Genomic DNA, 22,240 nt, shown 5'->3' on the forward strand with positions numbered 1-22,240 from the left:
TTAAAAAATATTTTTCGCTATTTCAGGTGATGGTGCATTTCGATAATGAAACTTTTTAAGAATGGTTCCTTCTTCCAAAAACACCAAACCCGGATTGGACCTAATGATGGTCTTTACGACGGTTGCATCAGCCATATAATAACCAATATTTAAGCCTTTATCCTGAAGGTAATTTTTCATTTCCTCTTCCGATGAAGCGGCTACCAAAATCACCTTCACTCCAGTCCCCTGGAATGAATTGATCAATGCACTAATCCTATCCAGTTCGTTTACTGAAAGAACTATCTTATCTATGTTACTGGATAGGATCAATAGTTTTTTACCTTGAAGAATTTCTTCAGTATGATCTCCAGCATCACTCCAAACAGCAAAATCTGAAATTTTAGGAAGCACTTCAGGATTTTTCAAAGTCATTTCCAAGAAGGTATAACTTTCATCGGAAGGGTATTGATCAAATGAAATCTTTTCTCCCTCCTTTTCCATAAGATAAGAATATTTTAATTCGGCAGATGGCTGCATCGCATTAGGGATATTAACACCTTCTTTAAAGGCTCTAAAATCAATAAAAGGGAGGTTTCTAATGGCGTAAATTGCCATTGTAAGAGAGATAATAAAAGTGCCCATCGTCACCCATTTCCCCAACCTTGAATAGTTACTCGGCAAGTATTCTTTAAATACCAACATAAATACAATTAAGCCCAATAGGACAAGGTCTTTATAAAACGATTCCCAAGGGGTTAGCTTTATAGCATCGCCAAAACAGCCACAGTCTGTTACTTTATTAAAATATGCCGAATAAAAAGTAAGAAAAGTAAAAAACAAGATCATTGCCAGTAAAAGAAAGATGGCCCGCTTTAGCCGCCAACCAACTATAAGCATCACTCCCAAAGCAACCTCCACGACTACCAGAAACACAGCTATGGGCAAGGATATCGCTTTCAAAGGTTCAAATATGGGAGTAATGTCAGTAGCAAAAACATCGAAATATTCTTGCATTTTTATAGAGGTACCAACAGGGTCATTTACCTTGATTAATCCAGAGAATATAAAAAGTCCCCCAACTAGAACACGAGAAATTGCAATTAAAGTTTTAATGATCATTTTGATTTAATTTTATCATACAAAAGACCGCATAGTTAAGCATGTCCTGATAATTGGCGACTATTCCTTCTGAAACAAGTGTTTGTCCCTGATTGTCTTCAATCTGTTTTACCCGGTACAGCTTCATCAGAATAATATCTGTAATTGAAGATATACGCATTCCCCTCCAGGCTTCGCCATAATCATGGTTTTTATTGGCCAGCAAATCTTTAGTAGCTGCTACCCATTTTTCATAAACAGGCTCCAATTCTTCAAAAGTTAATTCCATCCTTGAATCGGCCGCCAAATCATTCTGTATCAATGCAATCAAGCAATAATTTATAATCCCAATAAACTCATCTTTAATAGGATCCTCTACCTTCTGTGTCCCCTTTTCCTGTATGGACCTAATTCGTTGGGCTTTTATAAAAATCTGATCTGTCAATGAGGGAAGTCTTAGAATCCTCCATGCAGTACCATAGTCTTGGGTCTTCTTCTTAAAAAGTTCTTTACAAAGGCCAATAACTTCATTATATTCGCTTGCGGTTTGCGTTTCCAAAGCACCGATGTTTTATGTTAGAAAATTCTCATTCAGTTTACAAGTTCGAAGATACTTTATTTCCCCCAAAAATAACACTTCAAATTAAAGGAAAGCTTTTTGCTTTGGACCAGCCTTGGATTATGGGGATAATAAATAGCACCCCCGATTCCTTTTACCATAAGAGTAGAACTACTGGTCAAGAACAGGAAGTTTTAGCAAAAGCATCCAAAATGATCGAAGAAGGAGCTCATATTTTGGACATTGGAGGTTATAGTTCCAGACCTGGTGCTGCACCAGTATCAGAAAAAGAGGAACTTAAAAGAGTAATTCACGTTATTAAGAGTATAAAAGACAGTTTTCCCGACAACTTGGTTTCCATTGATACTTTCAGGTCCAATGTCGCCAGGGAGGCTGTATTAGCAGGTGCTGACCTAGTCAATGACATTTCAGGAGGGGGACTGGATGCTGAAATGTTTGAAACGGTTGGTAATTTGGATGTTCCCTATATATGTATGCATATGATAGGAACACCCCAAACAATGCAACATTTTTCTAATTATATCGATATCGAAAAAGAAATTCAATATTTTTTTTCGGAAAAAGTTAAAAAATGCCATAAAGCTGGCATAAAAGATGTAATACTTGATATTGGATTGGGGTTTTCCAAAACCTTGGAGCAGAATTACGAATTGATTAAAAATTTTTCCTATTTTAAGTCATTAAGATTACCTGTACTGATAGGCGTTTCACGAAAATCAATGATTTATAAATTGTTAGAAAATAGCCCTGAAGAAGCTTTAAATGGAACCACGGCCTTGCATATGGCTGCCCTCATTAACGGCGCAAATCTTTTAAGGGTACATGATGTTAAAGAAGCAAATGAAACTATAAAATTATATAAACAAATTTACACTTGAATTTACTCTTTAAAATAGGCTTTCTGGACATCTCTCTGGTAAACCTTATAGATATTACACTGGTCAGTGTACTCATTTATCAGGTTTACAAATTGATGCGAGGTAGTGTGGCCATTAAGATATTTTTAGGATTTCTCTCCATTTATCTGATCTATTTGGTTGTAAGTGCAGCTCAAATGGAACTGCTCACAATAATTTTGGGTCAATTCATGGGGGTAGGTGTATTGGCTGCTATAATTTTATTTCAACAAGAAATCAGGAAGTTTCTCCTCATTGTGGGTAAGTCTTCCATATTTTCAAATGAAAACTTGTGGCAGGAGTTATTGTTTTGGAGAAAAAGAGAAAGTCAAGCCTTCAATGTAACCCCCTTAATAGAGGCTTCTAAAACCCTATCAGGCAGTAGCACCGGAGCATTGATTGTATTGTCAAGAAATTCTGAATTGAAATTCTATGCAGAGAGTGGAGATTTGATAGATGCTTTGGTATCAAAACGTCTTCTAGTGTCTATTTTCAACAAATACAGCCCCCTACATGATGGCGGTGTTATTATATTTAACGGACGGGTAAAAGCAGCGAGATGCATATTACCTGTCACCGAACGCGAAGTACCAGCACAATTTGGCCTTCGCCATAGGGCGGCCATCGGAATGTCCGAAGCTACAGATTCATTAATTCTTATCGTTTCAGAAGAAACTGGCCAGGTTTCATTGGCTAAAAATGGAAAAATACTCCACAACCTTTCTTTCCAAGAAGTACGGGAATTGATAAACAATTACCTAACCGGTGAAGAAATTGATGATAAGTTTGAGCCCCTCAATCAATCCGAAAGAAGGGCTGAATTGAAACGAATTTCAGAACTCTAGCAATTAATTACTCCTAGAGATTTTCCTACTTCCTGAAATGCTTTGATGGCTTTATCAAGGTCTTCTTTTTCGTGCGCAGCTGAAAGCTGAACCCTAATTCTTGCTTGGCCCTTAGGTACTACAGGGTAATAAAATCCAATCACATAAATGCCCTTTTCTAATAATTGTTCTGCCATTTTTTGGGCCAAAGGCGCATCATATAGCATTATCGGCACAATGGGATGAGTCCCTTCTTTTATTGCAAAGCCAGCTTTCTGAATTCCAGCTCTAAAATACAAAGTATTTTCTTCCAGCTTATCCCTTAGCGAAGTCGTTTCGGTCAGCAAATTAAAAACAGCGATTGACGCCCCAGTTATAGCCGGTGCAAGTGTATTAGAAAACAAATAAGGTCGCGATTTCTGGCGAAGCATTGCTATGATCTCTTTTCTTCCTGAGGTAAATCCGCCTGAGGCACCTCCCAATGCCTTGCCCAAAGTACCAGTAATGACATCAATTTTGCCCATCACTCCTTTAAGTTCATGGACTCCCCTACCAGATTTACCTATAAATCCAGTGGAGTGACATTCATCTGTCATTACCAAAGCATTGTATTTTTCTGCTAGCGCTACAATTTTATCAAGTTGGGCAATAGTACCATCCATAGAGAAGGCACCATCCGTCACAATCATCTTTTGCTTGGCCCCTTTTTCGTCAGCGTCTTTAAGCTGCTCCTCCAAATCCTGCATATCATTGTGCTTGTACCTAAAGCGCATGGCTTTACATAACCTTACCCCATCTATGATAGATGCGTGGTTCAATGCATCAGAGATGATCGCATCCTCAGCACCGAGGATGGGTTCGAACACACCTCCATTGGCATCAAAAGCCGCAGCATAGAGAATTGTGTCTTCAGTACCTAGAAACGCTGTGATCTTATCTTCCAGTGTTTTATGAATGTCTTGTGTACCACAAATAAACCTTACGGACGACATCCCATAGCCATGACTATCAATGGCAGCTTTGGCTGCTTCAATAACTTTAGGATGACTAGAAAGTCCCAGGTAGTTGTTTGCACAAAAGTTTAAAACTTCACGACTACCACCAAGCATAATTTTAGCTCCCTGTGGGGATTCAATAATCCTTTCACTTTTGTAGAGTCCTTCTGCCTTAAGGCTATCTAATTCATTCTGGATCTTTTCTTTTAATGTACCAAACATAAGCCTGAAATCGGTTAATTAATGGGAACAGTTCATTAGGTTTCAATAAGGCCTAAACTTACGATTTTTAAAGATTAATGACACATAATTGTAATAAAATTCTGAAATTGGCATTTGGGACACACTGAATCGAAATAAAGCCAATGGATAAAATATTAGTAACTGGATCGGCAGGGCAGTTGGGAACTGAACTTATACAAAAACTTTGTGAAGTCTACGGATCTGAAGCAATCATTGCTTCAGATATCAATCACAATGCTGCGAAAAAATTTCCTTTTTGTTCGTTTATTGCCCTGGATGTTATGGATCAGGTGAGTCTGAAAAAAGTAATTCTCTCTGAGAATGTTACGCAAGTTTATCATCTTGCTGCGGTATTGTCAGCCTCCGCCGAACAAAAACCCCGCATGGCTTGGGATTTGAACATGGACAGTTTGTTGATTTTACTGGAGCTGGCCAAAGAACTAAAGTTGGACAAAATATTTTGGCCCTCATCAATTGCTGTATTTGGGAAAGAAAGCCCAAAAGAAAATACTGGGCAAAATGCCGTACAGACACCAAACACCGTTTATGGGATTTCAAAATCGGCAGGTGAAAAGTGGTGTGACTATTACTACCAACACCATCAAGTTGACGTACGAAGTATTAGATTTCCAGGACTTATTGGCTATAAAGCAAAACCTGGAGGAGGCACAACCGACTATGCCGTAGATATCTTTCACAAAGCTTTAAGTGGCGAATCTTTTGAGTCATTTCTAAAAAAAGACACTCGGTTACCGATGATGTACATGCCGGATGCTATTCAAGCCACTTTGGACTTAATGGAGGCACCTAAGGAGCACATCACTGTCAGATCCAGCTACAATTTGGCGGCCATGAGCTTCACTCCAGAGGAGATTTATCTGGAATTAAAAGAATATTTTCCTGATTTTAATATAAATTACGTCCCGGATTATCGACAGGAAATTGCTGCAAACTGGCCACAAAGCATAAATGATCTTCAAGCCAGGAAAGACTGGAACTGGCAGTCAAAATTCGACTTGCCTCAAATGACCAAAGACATTATAATAAACCTCCCAAATTGGCTAAATAAAATCTGAACTTCATGAAAAACCAATTTATATTTATGCTGTTGCTTTTAACTTTTGCTTGTGACAGCGCCACAGAAGAGAAAAAATACGAAGGAGAAGTTGCGCCCTCCACTGAAAAAGAAATCGTTCTTGAAAACACTGGAACTACCTGGATGTACTATTCAGGAGTACTTCCCTGTGCCGATTGTTCAGGCATTAAAACCGAATTAAAGCTTGAAAATAGCCCTGAGAAATTAGAACGTACCTACGAATTGACAGAAACTTATCTAGAAACCAAAGACGGAGACCGCAAATACGTGACTTCAGGGATTTATGAAGTCATCTATGGCCTTGAAGACCAGCCTGGAGCCATGGCCATTAGACTTTTAGATGACACCTCCACACTGGTCAAAAGCTTTTTACAAGACAAAACTGGCAAACTTACTCTTCTGGACCAAGAAGAAAAAACCATTTCCTCCAAGCTTAATTATTCTCTAGAAATGGTTGGCCCATAAATACCTCAAGCATATTAGAGCACTGACCCACCCACTTATCATGCTCCTATCTTTTTGTATTAGCCAATATTCAAACTTCCTATGCTTCTATTGCTATCAGACAAACCCATTAAATAAAATGTTGTCTCAATACGTATCATTCTCAGTTTTATTACTTCTTGTTTCTTTTGCTAAATCAACGGAATCTAAGTTTTTAATCCCTTATTCCGAGAACGAAATAACGCTAGATGGCGAAATTGAGACAGGGGAATGGGAAAAGTTTGCCTCCCTCGAACATTTGACTGCTCCTTGGGAAAACGATTCCACTGATCAAACTGAGTTCAAGGCTTTTGTTTCTGCAGATTATTTCAATTTCAGCTTTCAGGTTACTGACCTCACCATGACTACCGTCCCCTTTGAAAAAGAATTGTCTGTGGCCAGTGGAGACAGGGTAGAACTCTTTTTTGCCAGTGACACAACTTTGACAAATTATTATTGTGTTGAGATGGATCCCAATGGCAATGTGCTTGATTATTCAGCTGAATTTTACCGCGACTTTGATGAGGCATGGGATTTTAAAAGTACAAAGGTGGTCACTAAGGTCTCGGAAACAGGTTATACTTTAGAAGGTAGGATCTCATTGAAAGAACTTACAGAATTGGGAATTTTAAACCCTTTTTATTTGGGGATTTTCCGGGCAGATTTTAAAAAGCCTCAGACTACAGAAGTTAGCTGGTATTCCTGGGTTAAACCCCAAAATCCAACACCAGATTTTCATATACCCTCTGCCTTTGGAGAAGCTGAATTCAAGAAAGCTTCCAAATAAGCCGGTAGTCTTAAGATCCTGTCTTGAAATAGCATTACATAGGCAATGAGTACCCCCACCTTAAAGCACCTTATTAAATCTTTGATAAAAAATTGATACGCTTGCCCTCGAAAGAAATCCTTTCTAACCTTTTCATCCATTGCAACGGTCAACTTTTTAAATTATATTGAACCTGTAGCGCTTAGATTTCCTACAAAAGAGGCCATCGTAAACTCAAATTTTAAAGTACTGAGGTATATCCATTTCAAATAGTTTTAGGTTTTCAAGGGAATATTAGCAATCAACGATAAGGCTAGCCCCATAAACCCATTCGTGGATAGTATTACCAAATAATTCCTTAGATAAAGCTATTTAGATGAATTATCACGATCAATCCATTTCAGAAACCTACAAGCAGCTTGGCACAAGTAATCAGGGATTGGACAATTCTGAAACTGAAAACAGGCAAAAAACATTCGGCAAAAACGAACTGGTTAAAAAAAAGAAAATTTCAGTTTTTAGCTTATTACTTCATCAATTTAAGGATGTGATGATTTTTATACTGCTAGTAGCGGCAGTAATTTCATTTGTGATTGGAGACAGCTCTGATACCATCGTTATTTTAATCATCGTAGTGCTGAATGCGGTAATCGGTTTTGTACAAGAGTATCGCGCCGAGAAAGCCATGGAAGCTTTAAATAAAATGTCCGCCCTACATGCGACAGTCCGCAGGGGTGGAAAAATTTTGCAAATTCCTGCAGTCGAAGTTGTCCCTGGGGATTTAGTAATACTTGAAGCAGGGATGCTTGTGCCTGCCGACCTACGCTTGATATCGACGCATACCTTAAAAATTGAAGAAGCATCGCTCACTGGAGAATCTCATGCCGTTACCAAATCCACTGAAACGATCACCACGGATGATTCCCCCCTTGGCGACCGCTTAAACATGGCCTTTAAAAGCACCATAATCACCAATGGAAGAGCCGAGGGGGTGGTTGTCGCCACCGGCATGAATACCGAGATTGGGCGTATTGCACAGCTCCTGCAAGAGGAGAAAATAAAAACACCATTACAAAAGCGATTAGCTAAATTTGCAAAGACCTTGTCTTTTACGGTTATAGGCATTTGTATTGCGCTTTTTTTTACCGGTTGGATGCGCGGTGAAGAGCCCATACAAATGTTACTCACAGCCATATCCGTTGCCGTAGCTGCTATTCCCGAAGCGTTGCCAGCTGTAATTACCATTGCTTTGGCCCTTGGCGCAAAACGCATGGTACGCAAAAATGCACTCATCAGAAAATTACCTGCTGCTGAAACTTTAGGCGCTGTCAGTTATATATGCACGGATAAAACTGGGACGATCACCCAGAATAAAATGACAGTAGTCGATTGTTGGGTACCCCCAGAAGTCAAGACAGTTACTGGGTTTCAATCAGAAGAGCTACTAATCCTGGCAATGGCACTCAATCATGATGTAACAACGGATGAAAACAATAATTTGAAGGGTGACCCAACCGAAACAGCTTTGGTGGATTATGCACGGAATAATACGAATTATAACAAACAATGGTTTACCCATTTTAAACGTGTTTATGAATTTCCTTTCGATTCTGAAAGAAAGAAAATGACTACGGTTTATCCAATGAATGGAAGTTGGTTGGTAGTGACAAAGGGGGCGGTAGAAAAACTTCTCACGATATGCAATGCTGGTAATGCGAAAGAAATAAATGCTGTTACAGAAAAACACGCCCAACAAGGCAAACGAGTATTGGCATATGCGATCAAAAAAATCGATCAATTTCCTCAATCATTAACTGTAGAAAATTTTGAAAGTGAATTGGAATTTATTGGCCTTGCAGCTATGATTGATCCTCCTCGATCTGAGGCCATTCAAGCCATTGCAGATTGCCATACTGCGGGAATCAAATTGGTCATGTTAACCGGAGATCACCCGGTAACTGCAAAAGCCATTGCCACCGAAACTGGAATTTTACAGCAATCTACAGATAGGGTCATTACAGGCACTGAACTTACTCAATTTTCCGAGCAAGAATTTCAAGAAAACCTTGAATCCATAAAGGTATTTGCACGTGTTTCTCCCGAACAAAAACTGAAAATTGTTAAAGCCCTTCAGGCTAAAAACCATTTTGTTGCTGTCACTGGAGACGGAGTAAACGATGCACCTGCATTAAAACGGGCAGATATCGGTATCGCCATGGGTATTACTGGGACTGATGTATCCAAAGAGGCCGCCGATATGATTTTGTTGGATGATAATTTCGATACCATAATTCAGGCTGTCCGTGAAGGACGGAGAATATTTGACAATATCCGGAAATTCATAAAATACATCCTAACTGGCAATAGCGGTGAGATTTGGACGATTTTTTTAGCCCCACTTTTCGGCTTACCCATTCCGCTTATTCCCATACAGATCTTATGGGTAAATTTAGTCTCGGATGGATTACCAGCCTTGGCTTTTGCTTCTGAACCTGCAGAAGAAAACATCCTAAACCGCCTTCCCAGAAATCCCGATGAAAGCGTATTTTCTGGAGGTATTGGCTTACACCTACTTTGGGTGGGATTACTTATGGGAACTGTGTGCCTTGGGACACAAGCTTGGGCCATACATGTAGAAAACCCTAAATGGGCAACCATGGTCTTTACAATCCTTAGCATTTCACAGTTGGGACATGCTTTGGCCATAAGAAGTAATGATAAATCAATTTTCACTTCAGGGATTTTTGAAAACAAACAATTGGGTATTGCTATTCTGGTAACAATTGGCCTACAGTTAGCTGTAATTTACTTACCATTTTTGCAAAGTGTTTTCAGAACTCAAGCCCTAACCTTTTCAGAGTTGGCAATATGCTTAAGTCTTTCTAGCATAGTATTCTGGGCAGTCGAATTCGAGAAATGGGTAAAAAGGCATAAAAGAAAAACGCATCGTTAGAAAAGCCGCTATAATAGTCCATATCAATAGCGAAAAGTAAAGGCCACATGCTAATGATAATTGCGTTAATTTAAAAGTATATAAAAACTAATCAATAAATTGGACTTAAAGTACAACCTCTCAACTAAAAAACGAGCGTTTCAGACAACTATAATAGAATGGACAATAACGATTTATTAAAGAAATTCTACACCTCCTTTTCTAAAGGTGATAGCAAAGGAATGGTGGAATGTTACCACAAAGACATTGTATTTAAAGACCCTGTCTTTGGGAAACTCAAGGGAGATCGCGCTTTCAAAATGTGGGAAATGTTACTTTCCAATAAAAAGGCGGATACGAAAATTAGCTTTGACATCAGGCGGGTTTCTGATGAAAGAGGAAAAGTGAATTGGGTGGCAGAATACGCTTATGGCGTCAAAAAGAGGAAAGTAATCAATAAAGTTAGTGGTGAATTTAAATTTAAAGACGATAAAATCATTGAACACATTGATTCCTTTAATTTGTGGAAATGGACCAAACAAGCTATGGGAATCGTAGGTTATTTAATTGGGTGGACACCATTTATGAAAAGTAAAATTCAAAATACCACGAATAAAAAATTGAACAAATACATTGCTGCGCAAATTTGATTGACGAGTGAAAATCCTATAAACTTAATTACCTAAAAGGTCTTCTCGTCAATGATTGAAAATAGGTGAAAATGATAAAATTAAGACCCGCAACAATTGATGACCTCGAATTGCTCAAATATTGGGACAAGAAGCAACATGTAATTGATTGTGATCCAGATGAGGACTGGGATTGGAAAGAAGAATTGAATCGAAACCCACCTTGGCGGGAACAATTGGTTGCAGAATTGAATGGAGACCCTATAGGCTTCGTACAGATAATTGATCCTTATAAGGAAGAAACCCATTACTGGGGGGACATAGCACCTAACAAAAGAGCCATAGATATTTGGATTGGCGAAGAGAGAAACCTGAATAAAGGCTATGGCACAGCCATGATGAAACTCGCCATCAAAAAATGTTTCCTTCAACCAGGTGTGGATGGCATTTTAATTGACCCTTTAAAATCAAATACAAAAGCCCATAGGTTTTATGAAAGAATTGGTTTTGAATTTGTTCAAGAACAAGTGTTTAATGAGACTGCGTGTTTTGTCTACGAACTGAAAAAAAAATAAGCAATGCCCCATCAGATCCATAAAAAAAATCCCTCATGAAAAACGTAGTTTTTATCTTCTGCCTATCCCTGCTTTCTAGCTGCAAACAAGAAAGGTCAATTGAGGCAATGACATCCTCCCCTAATATCATTCTAATAATGGTGGATGACCTGGGCAAAGAATGGATTAGTCAATATGGTGCAGAAGATATATCCACGCCAAACATTGATGCATTGGCAGCAAGCGGCGTTTCTTTCAACAATGTGTATTCAATGCCCCAATGCACGCCCACAAGGGTTACCTTACTAACTGGCCAATACCCATTCAGGCATGGCTGGGTAAACCATTGGGATGTACCACGCTGGGGAGGAGGGGCACATTTCGATGAAACAATGAATCCTTCCATTGGTAAGGAAATGAAAAAAGCTGGCTATGCAACATGTGTGGCAGGTAAATGGCAAATAGACGATTTTCGAGTTGAGCCAGATGCATTGACGAAAAATGGCTTCGATGCATTTTGTATGTGGACTGGCTACGAATCAGGAATAGAAGCAAGTGCTAACCGGTATCAGAATCCTTATATCTTTACAAAAGAAGGCAGTAAAACCTATGAAGGAGCATTTGGACCAGATGTATTTAAAGATTTCATCATAGACTTCATAGACCAAAATAAAAAGAAACCATTTTTCGTATATTTCCCTATGGTCCTGACCCATACACCTTTCGTGAATACACCAACCGACACTGCTGCAGACAATTTGGGGAAACATAAAGCAATGGTGAAATACACTGACCGAATAACCGGTGAGATAATTCAGGCACTGGAAGACGCAGGCATTAGAGACAATACCATTGTCTTTTGGACCACAGACAATGGGACAACTGGAGCGATCACAGGTAGAAGAAATGGTTTAAATGTAAAAGGTGGAAAGGCAAAAACAATTGAACCAGGTATCAGTGCGCCTTTTTTTGTCAGCTGGCCCGGAACGATAAAACCGAATAGGGTTTCGAATGCCTTAATTGACTTTACTGATTTTTTCCCAACATTTCTTGACTTTGCAGGCGCAGCACCTCAAAATAATGTGATTGATGATGGCAATTCGCATAAGATAGATGGTCATTCTTTTAAGGATGTTTTACTTAAAAACAATGAAGAATCAAACCGCAATTGGATCCTTGGTATGGGCGGAGGAAACAATGCCGCCCTCACCCAAAACGGGGTAGAAAATCAATTCTTATTCAGAGATAGAGTACTGCGAAACAAGAAATACAAACTATATATCGATTCCAAAAGGGAGCCTGAAAAATTCTTCGATTTACTTAAGGATGCTGAGGAAAGCAATAACCTGTTGGACAGTCTTAATTCTGAGGAGAGAAAAAATAACTTTAACCAGCTATATGAAGTAGTCGCTACTTTCCCTGAAAAGGACCACGACCCCAAGTATTACCCAAATCCTGCTCAGGAATGGGATGTGAAAGTTACTGAAGAAAGTCAGCTTTGGAAAAAGTAAATTAAAGGAGGAACCTCAACAAAGATGAGGATTGGTTTAAAAATGACATTTGTAAGTGGTCATTCTATTTATACTACAGATTTATTACTGTGTAAAATATTTTTTTTATATTCACTAACAGATAAGTTTGTACACAACATTAGGTATTATATTTCGTACGGATTTAACCCAATATAAAATACCTCTCAAACAAGAAGATATTTTATCATCAAAAAATATAGTTCAAGGTGATTAATTTCCATCTTCCAGTTATGATCTGCCTTTACCTATCGATCCTTAGCAATGGAAAGTTATTTCTCTAGAAAGTTTAAAGAAAAAAGCATACATGAACTAGAATTAATCGTAGCCAACAAAGACGATTATCAAGCAGATGCTGTCTGTGCTGCAGAACAACTATTAAAAGCCCATTGCGATATTAAAAATAAACCAAATTTCTCTGAATTAGAGCAAATTCATAATAAAAAGATTCCGTCAAATAGCAGTGGGATTTCCCAAAGCTTAGATCCCAAACCTTTTCTCAAAACCTTTAGCTACAGAGAAATTATTACTATAATTGCATTATCCCTGCTTTTTCATTCCCTTCTAGAAGTAATTGGTATCTATTCCAATGATCCACTCTTTATCTTTAAAAACACCCTCAATACTTGGAAGATAGTACTACTCCTTTCAATATTTTTATTGAACCATATCGTTTACAGACTTGAGCATAACCGATCCAACAACTTCATAGGACGATTGATCATTGATCTTATATTTTTATTCTTTCTAATAATTATTAAAATTGGTTTTACATTCTTAATAGATAGTAGCTATAGAATAAGTATCAAAGGAAATGGTCTTATGTTTTTTATTATAATATTTGGATTGGTATTCCTTTTCACTGCATTGGAATTAATCGTGGCATTCCTCAAATTTTCACTAAAAAAAATAAGGTGTCAAATTTTCTGAGATACAAGTTGATCGTTATAATTGGTTCAATTGGTGTTTTAATTTTGATCCAATTATTAAAGAATAATCTTAATACTCCAGCTAATTTTCTTGAGTGGAGGCAATTGACATGGGATGATTTCCAAGGTCCTGCCAAACTATTTACAAAATGGGATGCCGGAATTAATAGTAATGTTTATGTAAAATTTGACTCAACAACACTCAAGTTTCAAGCGTATGCAGCAATGAACAACCGATTGTCGTGGAGAAAATACTGGTCACAAAACGGGGCGGCTGACTATTTACTCAAGCACGAACAATATCATTTTAATATTACAGAATATTTTGCGCGAAAGCTTAATAAAACAATTGAAAAAGATATTTTAAATACTAAAGAAGAGGTTCTTTATGAATTGAGTTTAACCAGGATACAACTATCAAAAATGCAACAAGTCTATGATACTGAATCCAATCACAGCCTATCAAGGAATTTGCAACTAAAATGGGAATTTCAAATTGATTCAATGCTCAACTTCTTCGATCCTGAATCTGGTTTTGTTACTGATTTCTACTCTGGGGCTAAAGTTCGCATGCCATCAAAGCACAAATTTTTCGAAGGAATTCGCGCAAATCAATTGGCCTATAGAGAGTATCAACTGGATAAATACAACATGATTTTTACCATGGTGTCGCACCAATATATCAATCTACCAATTGATGATTTTGTTGCAAATTTGAAAGGCTATTACGAGGAAAAATCACAAAAACAAGTTGAATATGAGGTTTCTAAAGACCTTTACGATTACGAAGTTAGGGTAGAGGGGTATGATTCACTACTGAATGAAACTACACTTTATCGATGGATACATCATGAAGATTATATATACAAGATAAGTGCTACTTTCCCTGAAAGTAATACATTAACAACCTACAAATCAATTGCTAATTCCTATTTGAACAGTTTCAAAATTATCAACACATCAAAATATTGGGTAGATAAATTTTATAGTGAAGATAGGCAGGTTATTTCAGGAAAAACGGCTCCAATAAATCTAAATGAGCAAAATCAAATTGAAAATTTAAAATGCGTAAGCTTCGAAAACCCTATGCAATATGGGTTTCATGGAAAACCAATATTTAAAAGTGATGGATCACTAATTCTTCCATTTAAAATAATTGAACATCCTGATAGCTTAATACAAGAAGTATTAATCTCCTACAAGGATCAATGGTTTTTTCATCAAAATAAACCTAAAGATCAGCTACTTATTATCCCAAGTAAACACCTTGATTTGGATTTTATTTCATTCGATTTAGGATACCTACTTAAAGAAGACAGCGTAAACAGTTGTTATAAATTTTACTACCAGCACTTTGAAACAGACCGAAATGACATACAACAATAGTCACTGAGATGAGAGTAACACCATTTATTTTTTCGCGACCCATTTGATCGCATTGCTTAGGATTTGTTGAAACTCAGGAGCGCTAAAAGACTTGGCATCATGACCTAATAGGGTTTGGAAAACCCGCCCTTCCCCATAGTTGTACACCCAAGCCAACGGTTCGTCCTTTCCTGTGACAGTAGAACGAGCACTAAACAAAGGCGCAATGGGTAGTTCCCCTTTTTGATTAAAATACAATTCATCAAAAGTGGAGAAATCCTTTATTCCAGAAGTAATTGGATGTCTGCTATTTGAAATGTGAATCGAAAACTCCCCATATTTATCATGTCCACTATCGGCATCATGATCCCAAATCCTACGCACTATTTCCCTGTACTCGGGCCAATCCGATTTCCCTGCATTTGGAAGAGAGGAATGAAATGCACCATTGGCAAAATGAAGCACCATTAATCCTCCTCCTTGTTTTAAGTAGTTTACAAATGAATCTTTAGATGCGTCTGACAATCCCTTAGGGTCTTCCCAATTCGCATAGTTTAAAATTAAAGCGTCATAATCATCAAGGTCATATTGGTATAAGTCCTCAATATTTGTGGAAATGTCCACAAAGAAATCACTGTTACCTTCAATGGCGGATTTAATGAGCGGAGAAGTTTCTTTCCATGGGTGGGCAGGATGGTGGTTTCCCGTTAAAAGCAATACTTTCCCTGACTTTTGGTAAAGGTGCTGGGTTACTTCTTCGTCTTCATAATACTTTGCTTCTACTCCGTCTTTTGGAACATCTGCACCCGCAGCCCAGACGATTCCATTGAGGACCATTTTTCTGTAATTGGCATTTTCCCAGTTGGAAAAGAAATGCCCCATGGTAGTGCTAAAGCCCCTACCACCATCCAGCCTATCCACTGCCCAAGCCACAGTGTTACTATTTCCCTCTCGTCCTCCCAACGCTGGCACTTCAGCTATTCGTTTCAAGCGATTGTCATGGTCTTGGAAACGAATATTATAATAATATTCATCCTTTAATCTGAATGGCTGAACACCGGATAAAATGGTGTGATCAGTATCAGGAAATGCAAGCTCAGTCTCCATGGTTTTAATAGCAGAATACCAATTTCTTTCTCCTTGATCATCCTGCCAATCAAAATAACCGCCTCCCCAGTCCAAAACTTTTTTGCCCATTTCGTCTGAAGCAAAAGTTGAGAAATGAATCAAGGAGAGACCGCAACCCCTGTCCATTTGCCGCTTCATTACTTTCATCCGATCTATTGTCATGAATGGCACTTCATCATATAAAGGGCCATCACGGCCATCCGAAATAAACAAAATAAGGGCTGCATCTTCCAAAGTTAAGGGATCCTCTGGCCACCCATTAAAATGGATTTCAGTGGCAATTTCTTCCACATTGGAATTGTCAAGCATGGTTTTTATCAGCCTAACAGATTTTATGTATTCGTGCGCTTTAGGACCGTGGCTTTTTGGACCTGCTATCAATACTATTTTTTTTGTTGTAGCCATAGGCGCTAATTCCGAGGACTCTGCAGGCTGAAGGACAGAAAAAAAACAAATAAAAAACAGCAGTAGAAAAGAGATTAACTTATGCATTGAATGGGCTAATTGGGATTGTTCTAAACTTGAATGGGAATATATTGTATGCTTAATATATGCATATTTAACCCAGTTTCAAAAGCATAAAACGTTAACAACAACGCAAGCCGGTTTTCGATTCTTCATTAAGGACAAAAAAACAGCCAACCTGAAAACAGGTTGGCTGTCCAACTAATAAACCCAATTAACCAAACTTTAATTTATCTTAACGCTGTCTACATTATCTACATTTTTAAAGTAGATCTGGTTTACCGCATCAAGGTCCACCAAGACTGCGCTATCATTTTTAACAAATCCACCGAGGATTTGTTTAGACAATTCGTTAAGTATCAGTTTTTGCATGGTCCTTTTCAATGGCCTGGCACCATATTGAGGATCATATCCTACCTCTCCCAAATAATCCAATACTTCCTGAGTCGCATCAATTTCTATACCGGATTCATCCAAACGCTGTTGAATCTCTCTCCATTGGATATCCACAATTTTTCGAAGAATGCTTTTGTTGAGAGGTTCAAACATGATGGTTTCATCAATCCTGTTCAAAAACTCAGGTCGCATTGATTTCTTCAACATATTGAAAACTTCCTCTTTCGTGGTTTCCAGTACTTGCTCTTTGTTCTCTTTCGTAATGGTTTCAAAACGCTCCTGGATCAAGTGAGAACCAATATTTGTGGTCATAATTATAATGGTATTTTTGAAGTTGGCCACCCTTCCTTTATTGTCAGTAAGCCTACCATCATCCAAAACCTGTAAGAGAATGTTGAACACATCTGGGTGCGCTTTTTCAATTTCATCCAATAATACTACTGAATATGGCCTCCTTCTGACAGCTTCAGTAAGTTGCCCTCCTTCATCATACCCCACATAGCCTGGAGGCGCTCCTACCAGTCTACTAACAGCATGTCTTTCCTGGTATTCAGACATATCAATTCTGACCATTGCATTTTCATCACTGAATAAATATTCGGCAAGTGCTTTGGCCAACTCTGTTTTTCCTACTCCAGTGGTACCAAGGAAGATAAAAGAACCTATTGGTCGTTTAGGGTCCTGCAAGCCTGCCCTACTTCTTCTCACTGCATCTGAAAGAGCTGTGATGGCTTCTTTTTGCCCAGCTACACGTTTTCCAAGTTGTTCTTCTAAATGAAGCAATTTCTCTCGCTCACTTTGAATCATTTTGGACAAAGGAATTCCAGTCCATTTACTTACTACGGCAGCTATGTCCTCTGTATCCACTTCCTCTTTTAGCAAGGGAGAACCTTCTTGCATGTCCCTCAATTGTTGCTTAAAAGAATCAAGTCTTTTCTCACTCTCGACAATCTTACCGTATCGAATCTCCGCTACTTTACCAAAGTCTCCACTTCTCTCAGCCTGTTCTGCTTCTATTTTAAACTTGTCTATGTTTTCCTTCTCTCTTTGAATACCCTGAATAACTCCTTTCTCACTTTCCCATTTGGCTTTTAATGCTTGCCTTTTTTCTGAAAGGTCAGCCAATTCTTTGCTAAGAACAGTTTCTTTGTCTCTGTTTTTCTCCCTACGAATTGCCTCACGCTCTATTTCTAACTGCATGATGCGCCTGTTCAATTCATCCAACTCCTGGGGCAAAGAGTCAATTTCCATTCTCAATTTAGCACCTGCTTCATCCATCAAATCGATGGCTTTGTCAGGAAGGTAACGATCTGAAATATAGCGTTGAGAAAGTTCCACCGCAGCAATTACTGCATCATCCTTGATTCTCACACCATGATGCAATTCGTATTTATCCTTTATTCCTCTTAATATGGAAATGGCATCTGCAGCATCCGGCTCATCCACTATTACTTGTTGAAACCTACGCTCAAGCGCTTTGTCTTTTTCGATGTACTTTTGGTATTCCTTTAATGTGGTTGCCCCTATTGCATGCAATTCACCTCTCGCCAATGCTGGTTTCAGTAGGTTGGCGGCATCCATGGCTCCTTCTCCACCACCTCCGGCACCTATAAGGGTATGAATTTCATCGATAAAGAGAATGATTTCTCCGTCTGAATCAGTGACTTCTTTGATCACGGATTTGAGTCGCTCCTCAAACTCCCCTTTATATTTCGCTCCCGCAACCAAAAGCCCCATATCCAAAGATATTATGATTTTACTTTTAAGGTTTTCAGGCACATCTCCACTAACTATTCGTTGAGCCAATCCTTCCACGATCGCAGTTTTACCAACTCCAGGCTCGCCAAGTAGAATCGGGTTGTTTTTTGTCCTTCTTGCCAAAATCTGCAAGACCCTTCTGATTTCTTCATCTCTACCAATTACAGGGTCTATTTTCCCTTTCTTGGCCAAGTCATTAAGGTTTTTTGAATATTTCTCCAAAGACCTGTATTTAGATTCTGCATTTTGATCAGTCACTTTGTTTCCGTTTCTAAGTTCTTTTATAACTTCTATTAATCTCTTTTCATTCAAGCCTTGATCTTTTAATAGCTGTGCTACTTTTTCAGAACCTGCTAAAACACCCAATAACAGATGTTCCACCGCTACAAATTCATCACCAAATGGCTTAAGGTATTTTTTTGCTTGCGTTATAACGGCGTTTGTAGCATTGGATAAATAAGGCTGCTGCCCACTTACTTTGGGATATTTACTTATAATTTCATCTATCTTTAAAAGGACCACATCCGAATTAACGCCTAATTTTTTGAACAAAAAATCAGTGACATTTGCATCTTCTTGAATTATCCCCTTTAATAAATGTGCCGGTTCTATAAGTTGTTGCTGCTCAGCGGTACAAAGCTCCACTGCCTTTTGAATCACTTCTTGTGATTTTATAGTAAATTGCTTGAAATCCATGTTGATCAGGTTTATTACTTATTCGTTGTTATTTTAAATACATGAATCAAAAATGAAACCAAAGGGATTCTGATTCAATTTCCTGCAATTATGTCCGATTTTGAACATCTACCCGCTAATTTTCAGCCGTTTTGACAGGTATATCCTACATTAATAGGAAAATTATATTCCCCATTAAAATCACTATTTAAAAATTCATTGTATTATTTACCTTTGCATCATGTTACCTATTCGGCCCATGAAAAAATTATTTCTTCTTTTATATTTTGGTCTTTTTATAAGCTCCTGTCAGGAGAAAGAAGAGAATAAACCAAATTTTGTTTTTATCCTTGTAGACGATTTAGGTTGGGCGGATGTAAAGGCCAATTATCCTGAAACTTTTTATGAAACCCCTTACTTGGATCAAATGGCTGCTGAAGGAATGCGTTTTACCCAAGCCTATGCCGCCCACCCAGTATGCAGCCCCACGCGTGCGGCTTTAATGACTGGCAAACATCCAAATCGATTAGGTATAACAGATTGGATACCAGGATTTGATAAGTTTGAGGCAAAACGCCCTATCTCCACCCCTGTTATTAGCGATGAACTTGCTTTAGAAGAAACCACCCTTGCTGAGAAACTTAAAGGAAATGGTTACAATACCTTTTTTATTGGTAAATGGCATTTAGGTGAGGAGGAAAAATATTGGCCACAGCACCAGGGGTTTGACAAAAACATTGGAGGTTGGCGTGTGGGTGCACCACAGCTAAAAGATGGGTTAAGCAATGGTTATTATTCTCCTTATGGCAATCCTAGATTGCCCGATGGCCCCGAAGGCGAATACCTCACGGATAGATTAACCGAGGAAAGTTTACAATTGATTCGCGAAAATTCAGAGGAGCCTTTTTTACTGTATCTTTCATTTTACAGCGTGCATACCCCTATTCAAGCTGCTCCAAAACGCCATGATTACTTTATCAATAAAAAAGAAAATATAAAATTATCCAAAGGGCAAGCAGCCTATAGGCAAGAAGGCGATGGCCAAACCAAGCTGATTCAGGACAATGCTGCCTACGCATCCATGGTGACTGCTATGGATGAAAATGTGGGGAAAATCCTTAAAGAACTAACAGACAAAGGTCTTGATGACAATACATGGGTTATTCTGACCAGTGACAATGGTGGCTTATCTACTTTGTATGGAGAAGGAGCCCCTACTGCCAATGGTCCACTACGCGCAGGCAAAGGCTGGTGTTATGAAGGTGGAATAAGAGTCCCATTGATCATAAAAGGACCAGGAATAAAAATGCCAGGCAAAGTCTACGACTTACCTGTTGTGAGCATGGATTTCTTTCCTACTTTACTTAGTATGGCAGGAATCAATTTTGAGGAAACTGACGGAAAAGACCTTTCTTCCTTCCTTGAGGGAGGAGATGCTCCTGAAAGAGAGGTACTCTTCTGGCATTACCCACAATACCATGGAAGTGCATGGAAGCCTGGATCTGCCATTAGAGAAGGGGATTGGAAGTTAATTCATGATTATGAAAGTGGCGAAAACAAGCTTTTCAACCTTGAAAATGACCCTGGAGAAAAAAAGGATCTTGCCAATAGCATGCCGGATAAGACAATGGCATTGCACGGTAAATTAATGATGGAATTAAAAAATACGGGCGGTAAATTCCCTACTACTAAGTAACATTGGAAATTTAAGCTTTGAAAATAAGCGTTAAGACTTTGAACCTTTAGCAGGTCAGTTACTGTTAATGACGGATTCGAAACAAATCAAAATCATGCAGGTAGAAAAAAAACAAGACATTAGAAAACTAGCGCTCGAAGAACTGGAGGCTTATTTTCTTTCTGTAGGTGAAAAAAAGTTTCGGGCAAAGCAAGTCTATGAATGGCTGTGGAACAAGTCCTTAAAAAACTTTGACGACATGAGCAATATCTCTAAATCCACTAGAGAGATATTGAAAGCCAATTTCACCATCAACCACATTCTTGTAGACCAATTTCAAAGGAGTAGTGATGGCACCATAAAAAATGCCGTCAAGTTATTTGATAACAATATTGTTGAATCGGTGTTGATCCCTACCTCAAAACGAATCACAGCTTGTGTCTCTTCTCAGGTAGGTTGCAGTTTGGATTGTAACTTCTGTGCTACTGCCAGGTTAAAAAGGATGCGGAACCTACACCCAGATGAAATATATGATCAGGTAGTTGCTATTCAAGAAGAAGCCAGCTTGTATTTCGATAGACCACTGACCAATATAGTCTTTATGGGAATGGGGGAACCATTGCTCAACTATCAAAACGTCCTTGCTGCCATTGACAAGATTTGTTCCCCAGAAGGCTTAGGCATTTCCCCAAAACGTATCACTTTGTCCACAGTTGGTATAGCTAAGATGATACGCAAACTAGCTGATGATGAGGTAAAATTCAATTTGGCCCTTTCTTTGCACTCCGCAATCGACGAAACGCGAACAAGGCTAATGCCTATTAATCAGGCCAACACCGTTGAGGACCTTGCCTTGGCACTGAAATATTGGTATAGTAAAACCAAAAGAAAGGTCACTTATGAATATGTCATTTGGGACGGGATCAATGATGATGAAAAACATGCTCGTGCGCTGGCTAAATTCTGCAAGCATGTGCCCTCAAAAGTCAATATAATTCAGTACAATCCTATCGATGAGGGAGAGTTTAGGCAAGCCTCGCCTGATAAGGTTGAACTTTATCTTAGTATTTTGGAGGCTGCTGGCGTGGTCGCCAATGTGAGGAAATCTCGTGGCCAGGACATTGATGCCGCTTGCGGTCAATTGGCCAATAAAAACGAATTGTAAATTACTTTTAAAGGCTTTGGTTTGGGCGCGTAACGCAATTGTTTTAACTCGGAATAGGAGATGGGGTTTGTGAAAGT

General features: G+C 38.6%; 18 protein-coding genes. 13 read left to right on the plus strand and 5 right to left on the minus strand.

Translation table 11 applies throughout. The features are described from left to right. Both AAC073_RS09875 and AAC073_RS09880 read right to left on the minus strand, forming a co-directional pair. Window positions 1-1,101 (minus strand): BT_3928 family protein, encoded by a 1,101-nt coding sequence (locus tag AAC073_RS09875; RefSeq protein ID WP_339923663.1) that lies wholly within the window; start codon window positions 1,099-1,101, stop codon window positions 1-3. Further along, on the minus strand, window positions 1,091-1,639 hold the full coding sequence (locus tag AAC073_RS09880; RefSeq protein WP_339923664.1) for a DUF1599 domain-containing protein: 549 nt from the start codon (window positions 1,637-1,639) through the stop codon (window positions 1,091-1,093). The genes AAC073_RS09875 and AAC073_RS09880 overlap by 11 nt, the downstream gene beginning before the upstream one ends. A gap of 14 nt (window positions 1,640-1,653) precedes the next feature. Here AAC073_RS09880 and folP point away from each other — a divergent pair, with 14 nt between their 5' ends. Beyond that, window positions 1,654-2,538: a dihydropteroate synthase gene (gene folP, locus AAC073_RS09885; RefSeq protein WP_339923665.1), complete on the plus strand. Its 885-nt coding sequence runs from the start codon at window positions 1,654-1,656 to the stop codon at window positions 2,536-2,538. Further along, window positions 2,535-3,401: a diadenylate cyclase CdaA gene (cdaA, locus tag AAC073_RS09890; protein ID WP_020888729.1), complete on the plus strand. Its 867-nt coding sequence runs from the start codon at window positions 2,535-2,537 to the stop codon at window positions 3,399-3,401. Before folP ends, cdaA begins: the two co-directional genes overlap by 4 nt. Here the strand turns inward: cdaA and kbl are convergent. Further along, complete coding sequence (kbl, locus tag AAC073_RS09895; RefSeq protein ID WP_339923666.1) at window positions 3,398-4,597, minus strand: glycine C-acetyltransferase; 1,200 nt, start codon at window positions 4,595-4,597, stop codon at window positions 3,398-3,400. The two genes, cdaA and kbl, sit on opposite strands and share 4 nt — an antisense overlap. A gap of 143 nt (window positions 4,598-4,740) precedes the next feature. Between kbl and AAC073_RS09900 the strand changes: the two genes are divergently transcribed. The 9 genes from AAC073_RS09900 (at window position 4,741) to AAC073_RS09940 (ending at window position 14,922) form a co-directional block, all read left to right on the plus strand. Continuing rightward, window positions 4,741-5,694 carry an NAD-dependent epimerase/dehydratase family protein gene (locus tag AAC073_RS09900; RefSeq protein ID WP_339923667.1) on the plus strand — a complete coding sequence of 318 codons (954 nt, stop codon included), beginning with the start codon at window positions 4,741-4,743 and terminating at the stop codon, window positions 5,692-5,694. Window positions 5,695-5,699: 5 nt separating this feature from the next. Next, entirely contained in the window at window positions 5,700-6,179 is a 480-nt protein-coding gene (locus AAC073_RS09905) for a copper resistance protein NlpE (protein ID WP_339923668.1), read from the plus strand. A 118-nt stretch (window positions 6,180-6,297) separates the two neighbouring features. Continuing rightward, on the plus strand, window positions 6,298-6,984 hold the full coding sequence (locus AAC073_RS09910) for a sugar-binding protein (protein ID WP_339923669.1): 687 nt from the start codon (window positions 6,298-6,300) through the stop codon (window positions 6,982-6,984). Window positions 6,985-7,339: 355 nt separating this feature from the next. Then, the gene (locus tag AAC073_RS09915; protein WP_339923670.1) at window positions 7,340-9,916 is read left to right on the plus strand and encodes a calcium-translocating P-type ATPase, PMCA-type; all 2,577 of its coding nucleotides are present in this window, start codon (window positions 7,340-7,342) and stop codon (window positions 9,914-9,916) included. Between the two features lie 158 nt (window positions 9,917-10,074). Then, entirely contained in the window at window positions 10,075-10,545 is a 471-nt protein-coding gene (locus tag AAC073_RS09920) for a nuclear transport factor 2 family protein (RefSeq protein WP_339923671.1), read from the plus strand. Between the two features lie 71 nt (window positions 10,546-10,616). Next, complete coding sequence (locus AAC073_RS09925) at window positions 10,617-11,099, plus strand: GNAT family N-acetyltransferase (RefSeq protein WP_339923672.1); 483 nt, start codon at window positions 10,617-10,619, stop codon at window positions 11,097-11,099. Between the two features lie 35 nt (window positions 11,100-11,134). Then, window positions 11,135-12,589, plus strand: a complete 1,455-nt coding sequence (locus tag AAC073_RS09930) for a sulfatase-like hydrolase/transferase (protein ID WP_339923673.1) — start codon at window positions 11,135-11,137, stop codon at window positions 12,587-12,589. Between the two features lie 282 nt (window positions 12,590-12,871). Continuing rightward, complete coding sequence (locus AAC073_RS09935) at window positions 12,872-13,537, plus strand: hypothetical protein (protein WP_339923674.1); 666 nt, start codon at window positions 12,872-12,874, stop codon at window positions 13,535-13,537. After that, window positions 13,522-14,922, plus strand: coding sequence for a hypothetical protein (locus AAC073_RS09940; RefSeq protein ID WP_339923675.1), 1,401 nt, complete (start codon window positions 13,522-13,524; stop codon window positions 14,920-14,922). The genes AAC073_RS09935 and AAC073_RS09940 overlap by 16 nt, the downstream gene beginning before the upstream one ends. 24 nt (window positions 14,923-14,946) lie before the next feature. Here AAC073_RS09940 and AAC073_RS09945 read toward each other — a convergent pair whose 3' ends face one another. Beyond that, window positions 14,947-16,521: a ThuA domain-containing protein gene (locus AAC073_RS09945; RefSeq protein WP_339923676.1), complete on the minus strand. Its 1,575-nt coding sequence runs from the start codon at window positions 16,519-16,521 to the stop codon at window positions 14,947-14,949. Between the two features lie 198 nt (window positions 16,522-16,719). Further along, window positions 16,720-19,344 (minus strand): ATP-dependent chaperone ClpB, encoded by a 2,625-nt coding sequence (gene clpB, locus AAC073_RS09950; protein ID WP_339923677.1) that lies wholly within the window; start codon window positions 19,342-19,344, stop codon window positions 16,720-16,722. Between the two features lie 238 nt (window positions 19,345-19,582). On the opposite strand from clpB, the gene AAC073_RS09955 reads away from it, so the two are divergent. After that, on the plus strand, window positions 19,583-21,019 hold the full coding sequence (locus AAC073_RS09955; protein ID WP_339923678.1) for a sulfatase: 1,437 nt from the start codon (window positions 19,583-19,585) through the stop codon (window positions 21,017-21,019). A 94-nt stretch (window positions 21,020-21,113) separates the two neighbouring features. Beyond that, window positions 21,114-22,163, plus strand: a complete 1,050-nt coding sequence (rlmN, locus tag AAC073_RS09960; RefSeq protein WP_339923679.1) for a 23S rRNA (adenine(2503)-C(2))-methyltransferase RlmN — start codon at window positions 21,114-21,116, stop codon at window positions 22,161-22,163. Window positions 22,164-22,240 lie beyond the last annotated feature (77 nt).

Origin of the sequence: uncultured Cyclobacterium sp. (genome assembly GCF_963977555.1) — a bacterium.
Classification (GTDB): Bacteria; Bacteroidota; Bacteroidia; order Cytophagales; family Cyclobacteriaceae; genus Cyclobacterium.

Excerpts from the sequence above, each read along its gene's own strand:
- AAC073_RS09875 (WP_339923663.1), bottom strand. The coding sequence starts at position 1,101 with ATGATCATTAAAACTTTAATTGCAATTTCTCGTGTTCTAGTTGGGGGA.
- AAC073_RS09925 (WP_339923672.1), top strand. The coding sequence starts at position 10,617 with ATGATAAAATTAAGACCCGCAACAATTGATGACCTCGAATTGCTCAAA.
- rlmN (WP_339923679.1), top strand. The coding sequence starts at position 21,114 with ATGCAGGTAGAAAAAAAACAAGACATTAGAAAACTAGCGCTCGAAGAA.
- AAC073_RS09900 (WP_339923667.1), top strand. The coding sequence starts at position 4,741 with ATGGATAAAATATTAGTAACTGGATCGGCAGGGCAGTTGGGAACTGAA.
- clpB (WP_339923677.1), bottom strand. The coding sequence starts at position 19,344 with ATGGATTTCAAGCAATTTACTATAAAATCACAAGAAGTGATTCAAAAG.
- AAC073_RS09930 (WP_339923673.1), top strand. The coding sequence starts at position 11,135 with ATGAAAAACGTAGTTTTTATCTTCTGCCTATCCCTGCTTTCTAGCTGC.
- AAC073_RS09935 (WP_339923674.1), top strand. The coding sequence starts at position 12,872 with ATGGAAAGTTATTTCTCTAGAAAGTTTAAAGAAAAAAGCATACATGAA.
- AAC073_RS09945 (WP_339923676.1), bottom strand. The coding sequence starts at position 16,521 with ATGCATAAGTTAATCTCTTTTCTACTGCTGTTTTTTATTTGTTTTTTT.
- AAC073_RS09915 (WP_339923670.1), top strand. The coding sequence starts at position 7,340 with ATGAATTATCACGATCAATCCATTTCAGAAACCTACAAGCAGCTTGGC.
- kbl (WP_339923666.1), bottom strand. The coding sequence starts at position 4,597 with ATGTTTGGTACATTAAAAGAAAAGATCCAGAATGAATTAGATAGCCTT.
- folP (WP_339923665.1), top strand. The coding sequence starts at position 1,654 with ATGTTAGAAAATTCTCATTCAGTTTACAAGTTCGAAGATACTTTATTT.
- AAC073_RS09920 (WP_339923671.1), top strand. The coding sequence starts at position 10,075 with ATGGACAATAACGATTTATTAAAGAAATTCTACACCTCCTTTTCTAAA.
- AAC073_RS09905 (WP_339923668.1), top strand. The coding sequence starts at position 5,700 with ATGAAAAACCAATTTATATTTATGCTGTTGCTTTTAACTTTTGCTTGT.
- AAC073_RS09910 (WP_339923669.1), top strand. The coding sequence starts at position 6,298 with ATGTTGTCTCAATACGTATCATTCTCAGTTTTATTACTTCTTGTTTCT.
- AAC073_RS09955 (WP_339923678.1), top strand. The coding sequence starts at position 19,583 with ATGAAAAAATTATTTCTTCTTTTATATTTTGGTCTTTTTATAAGCTCC.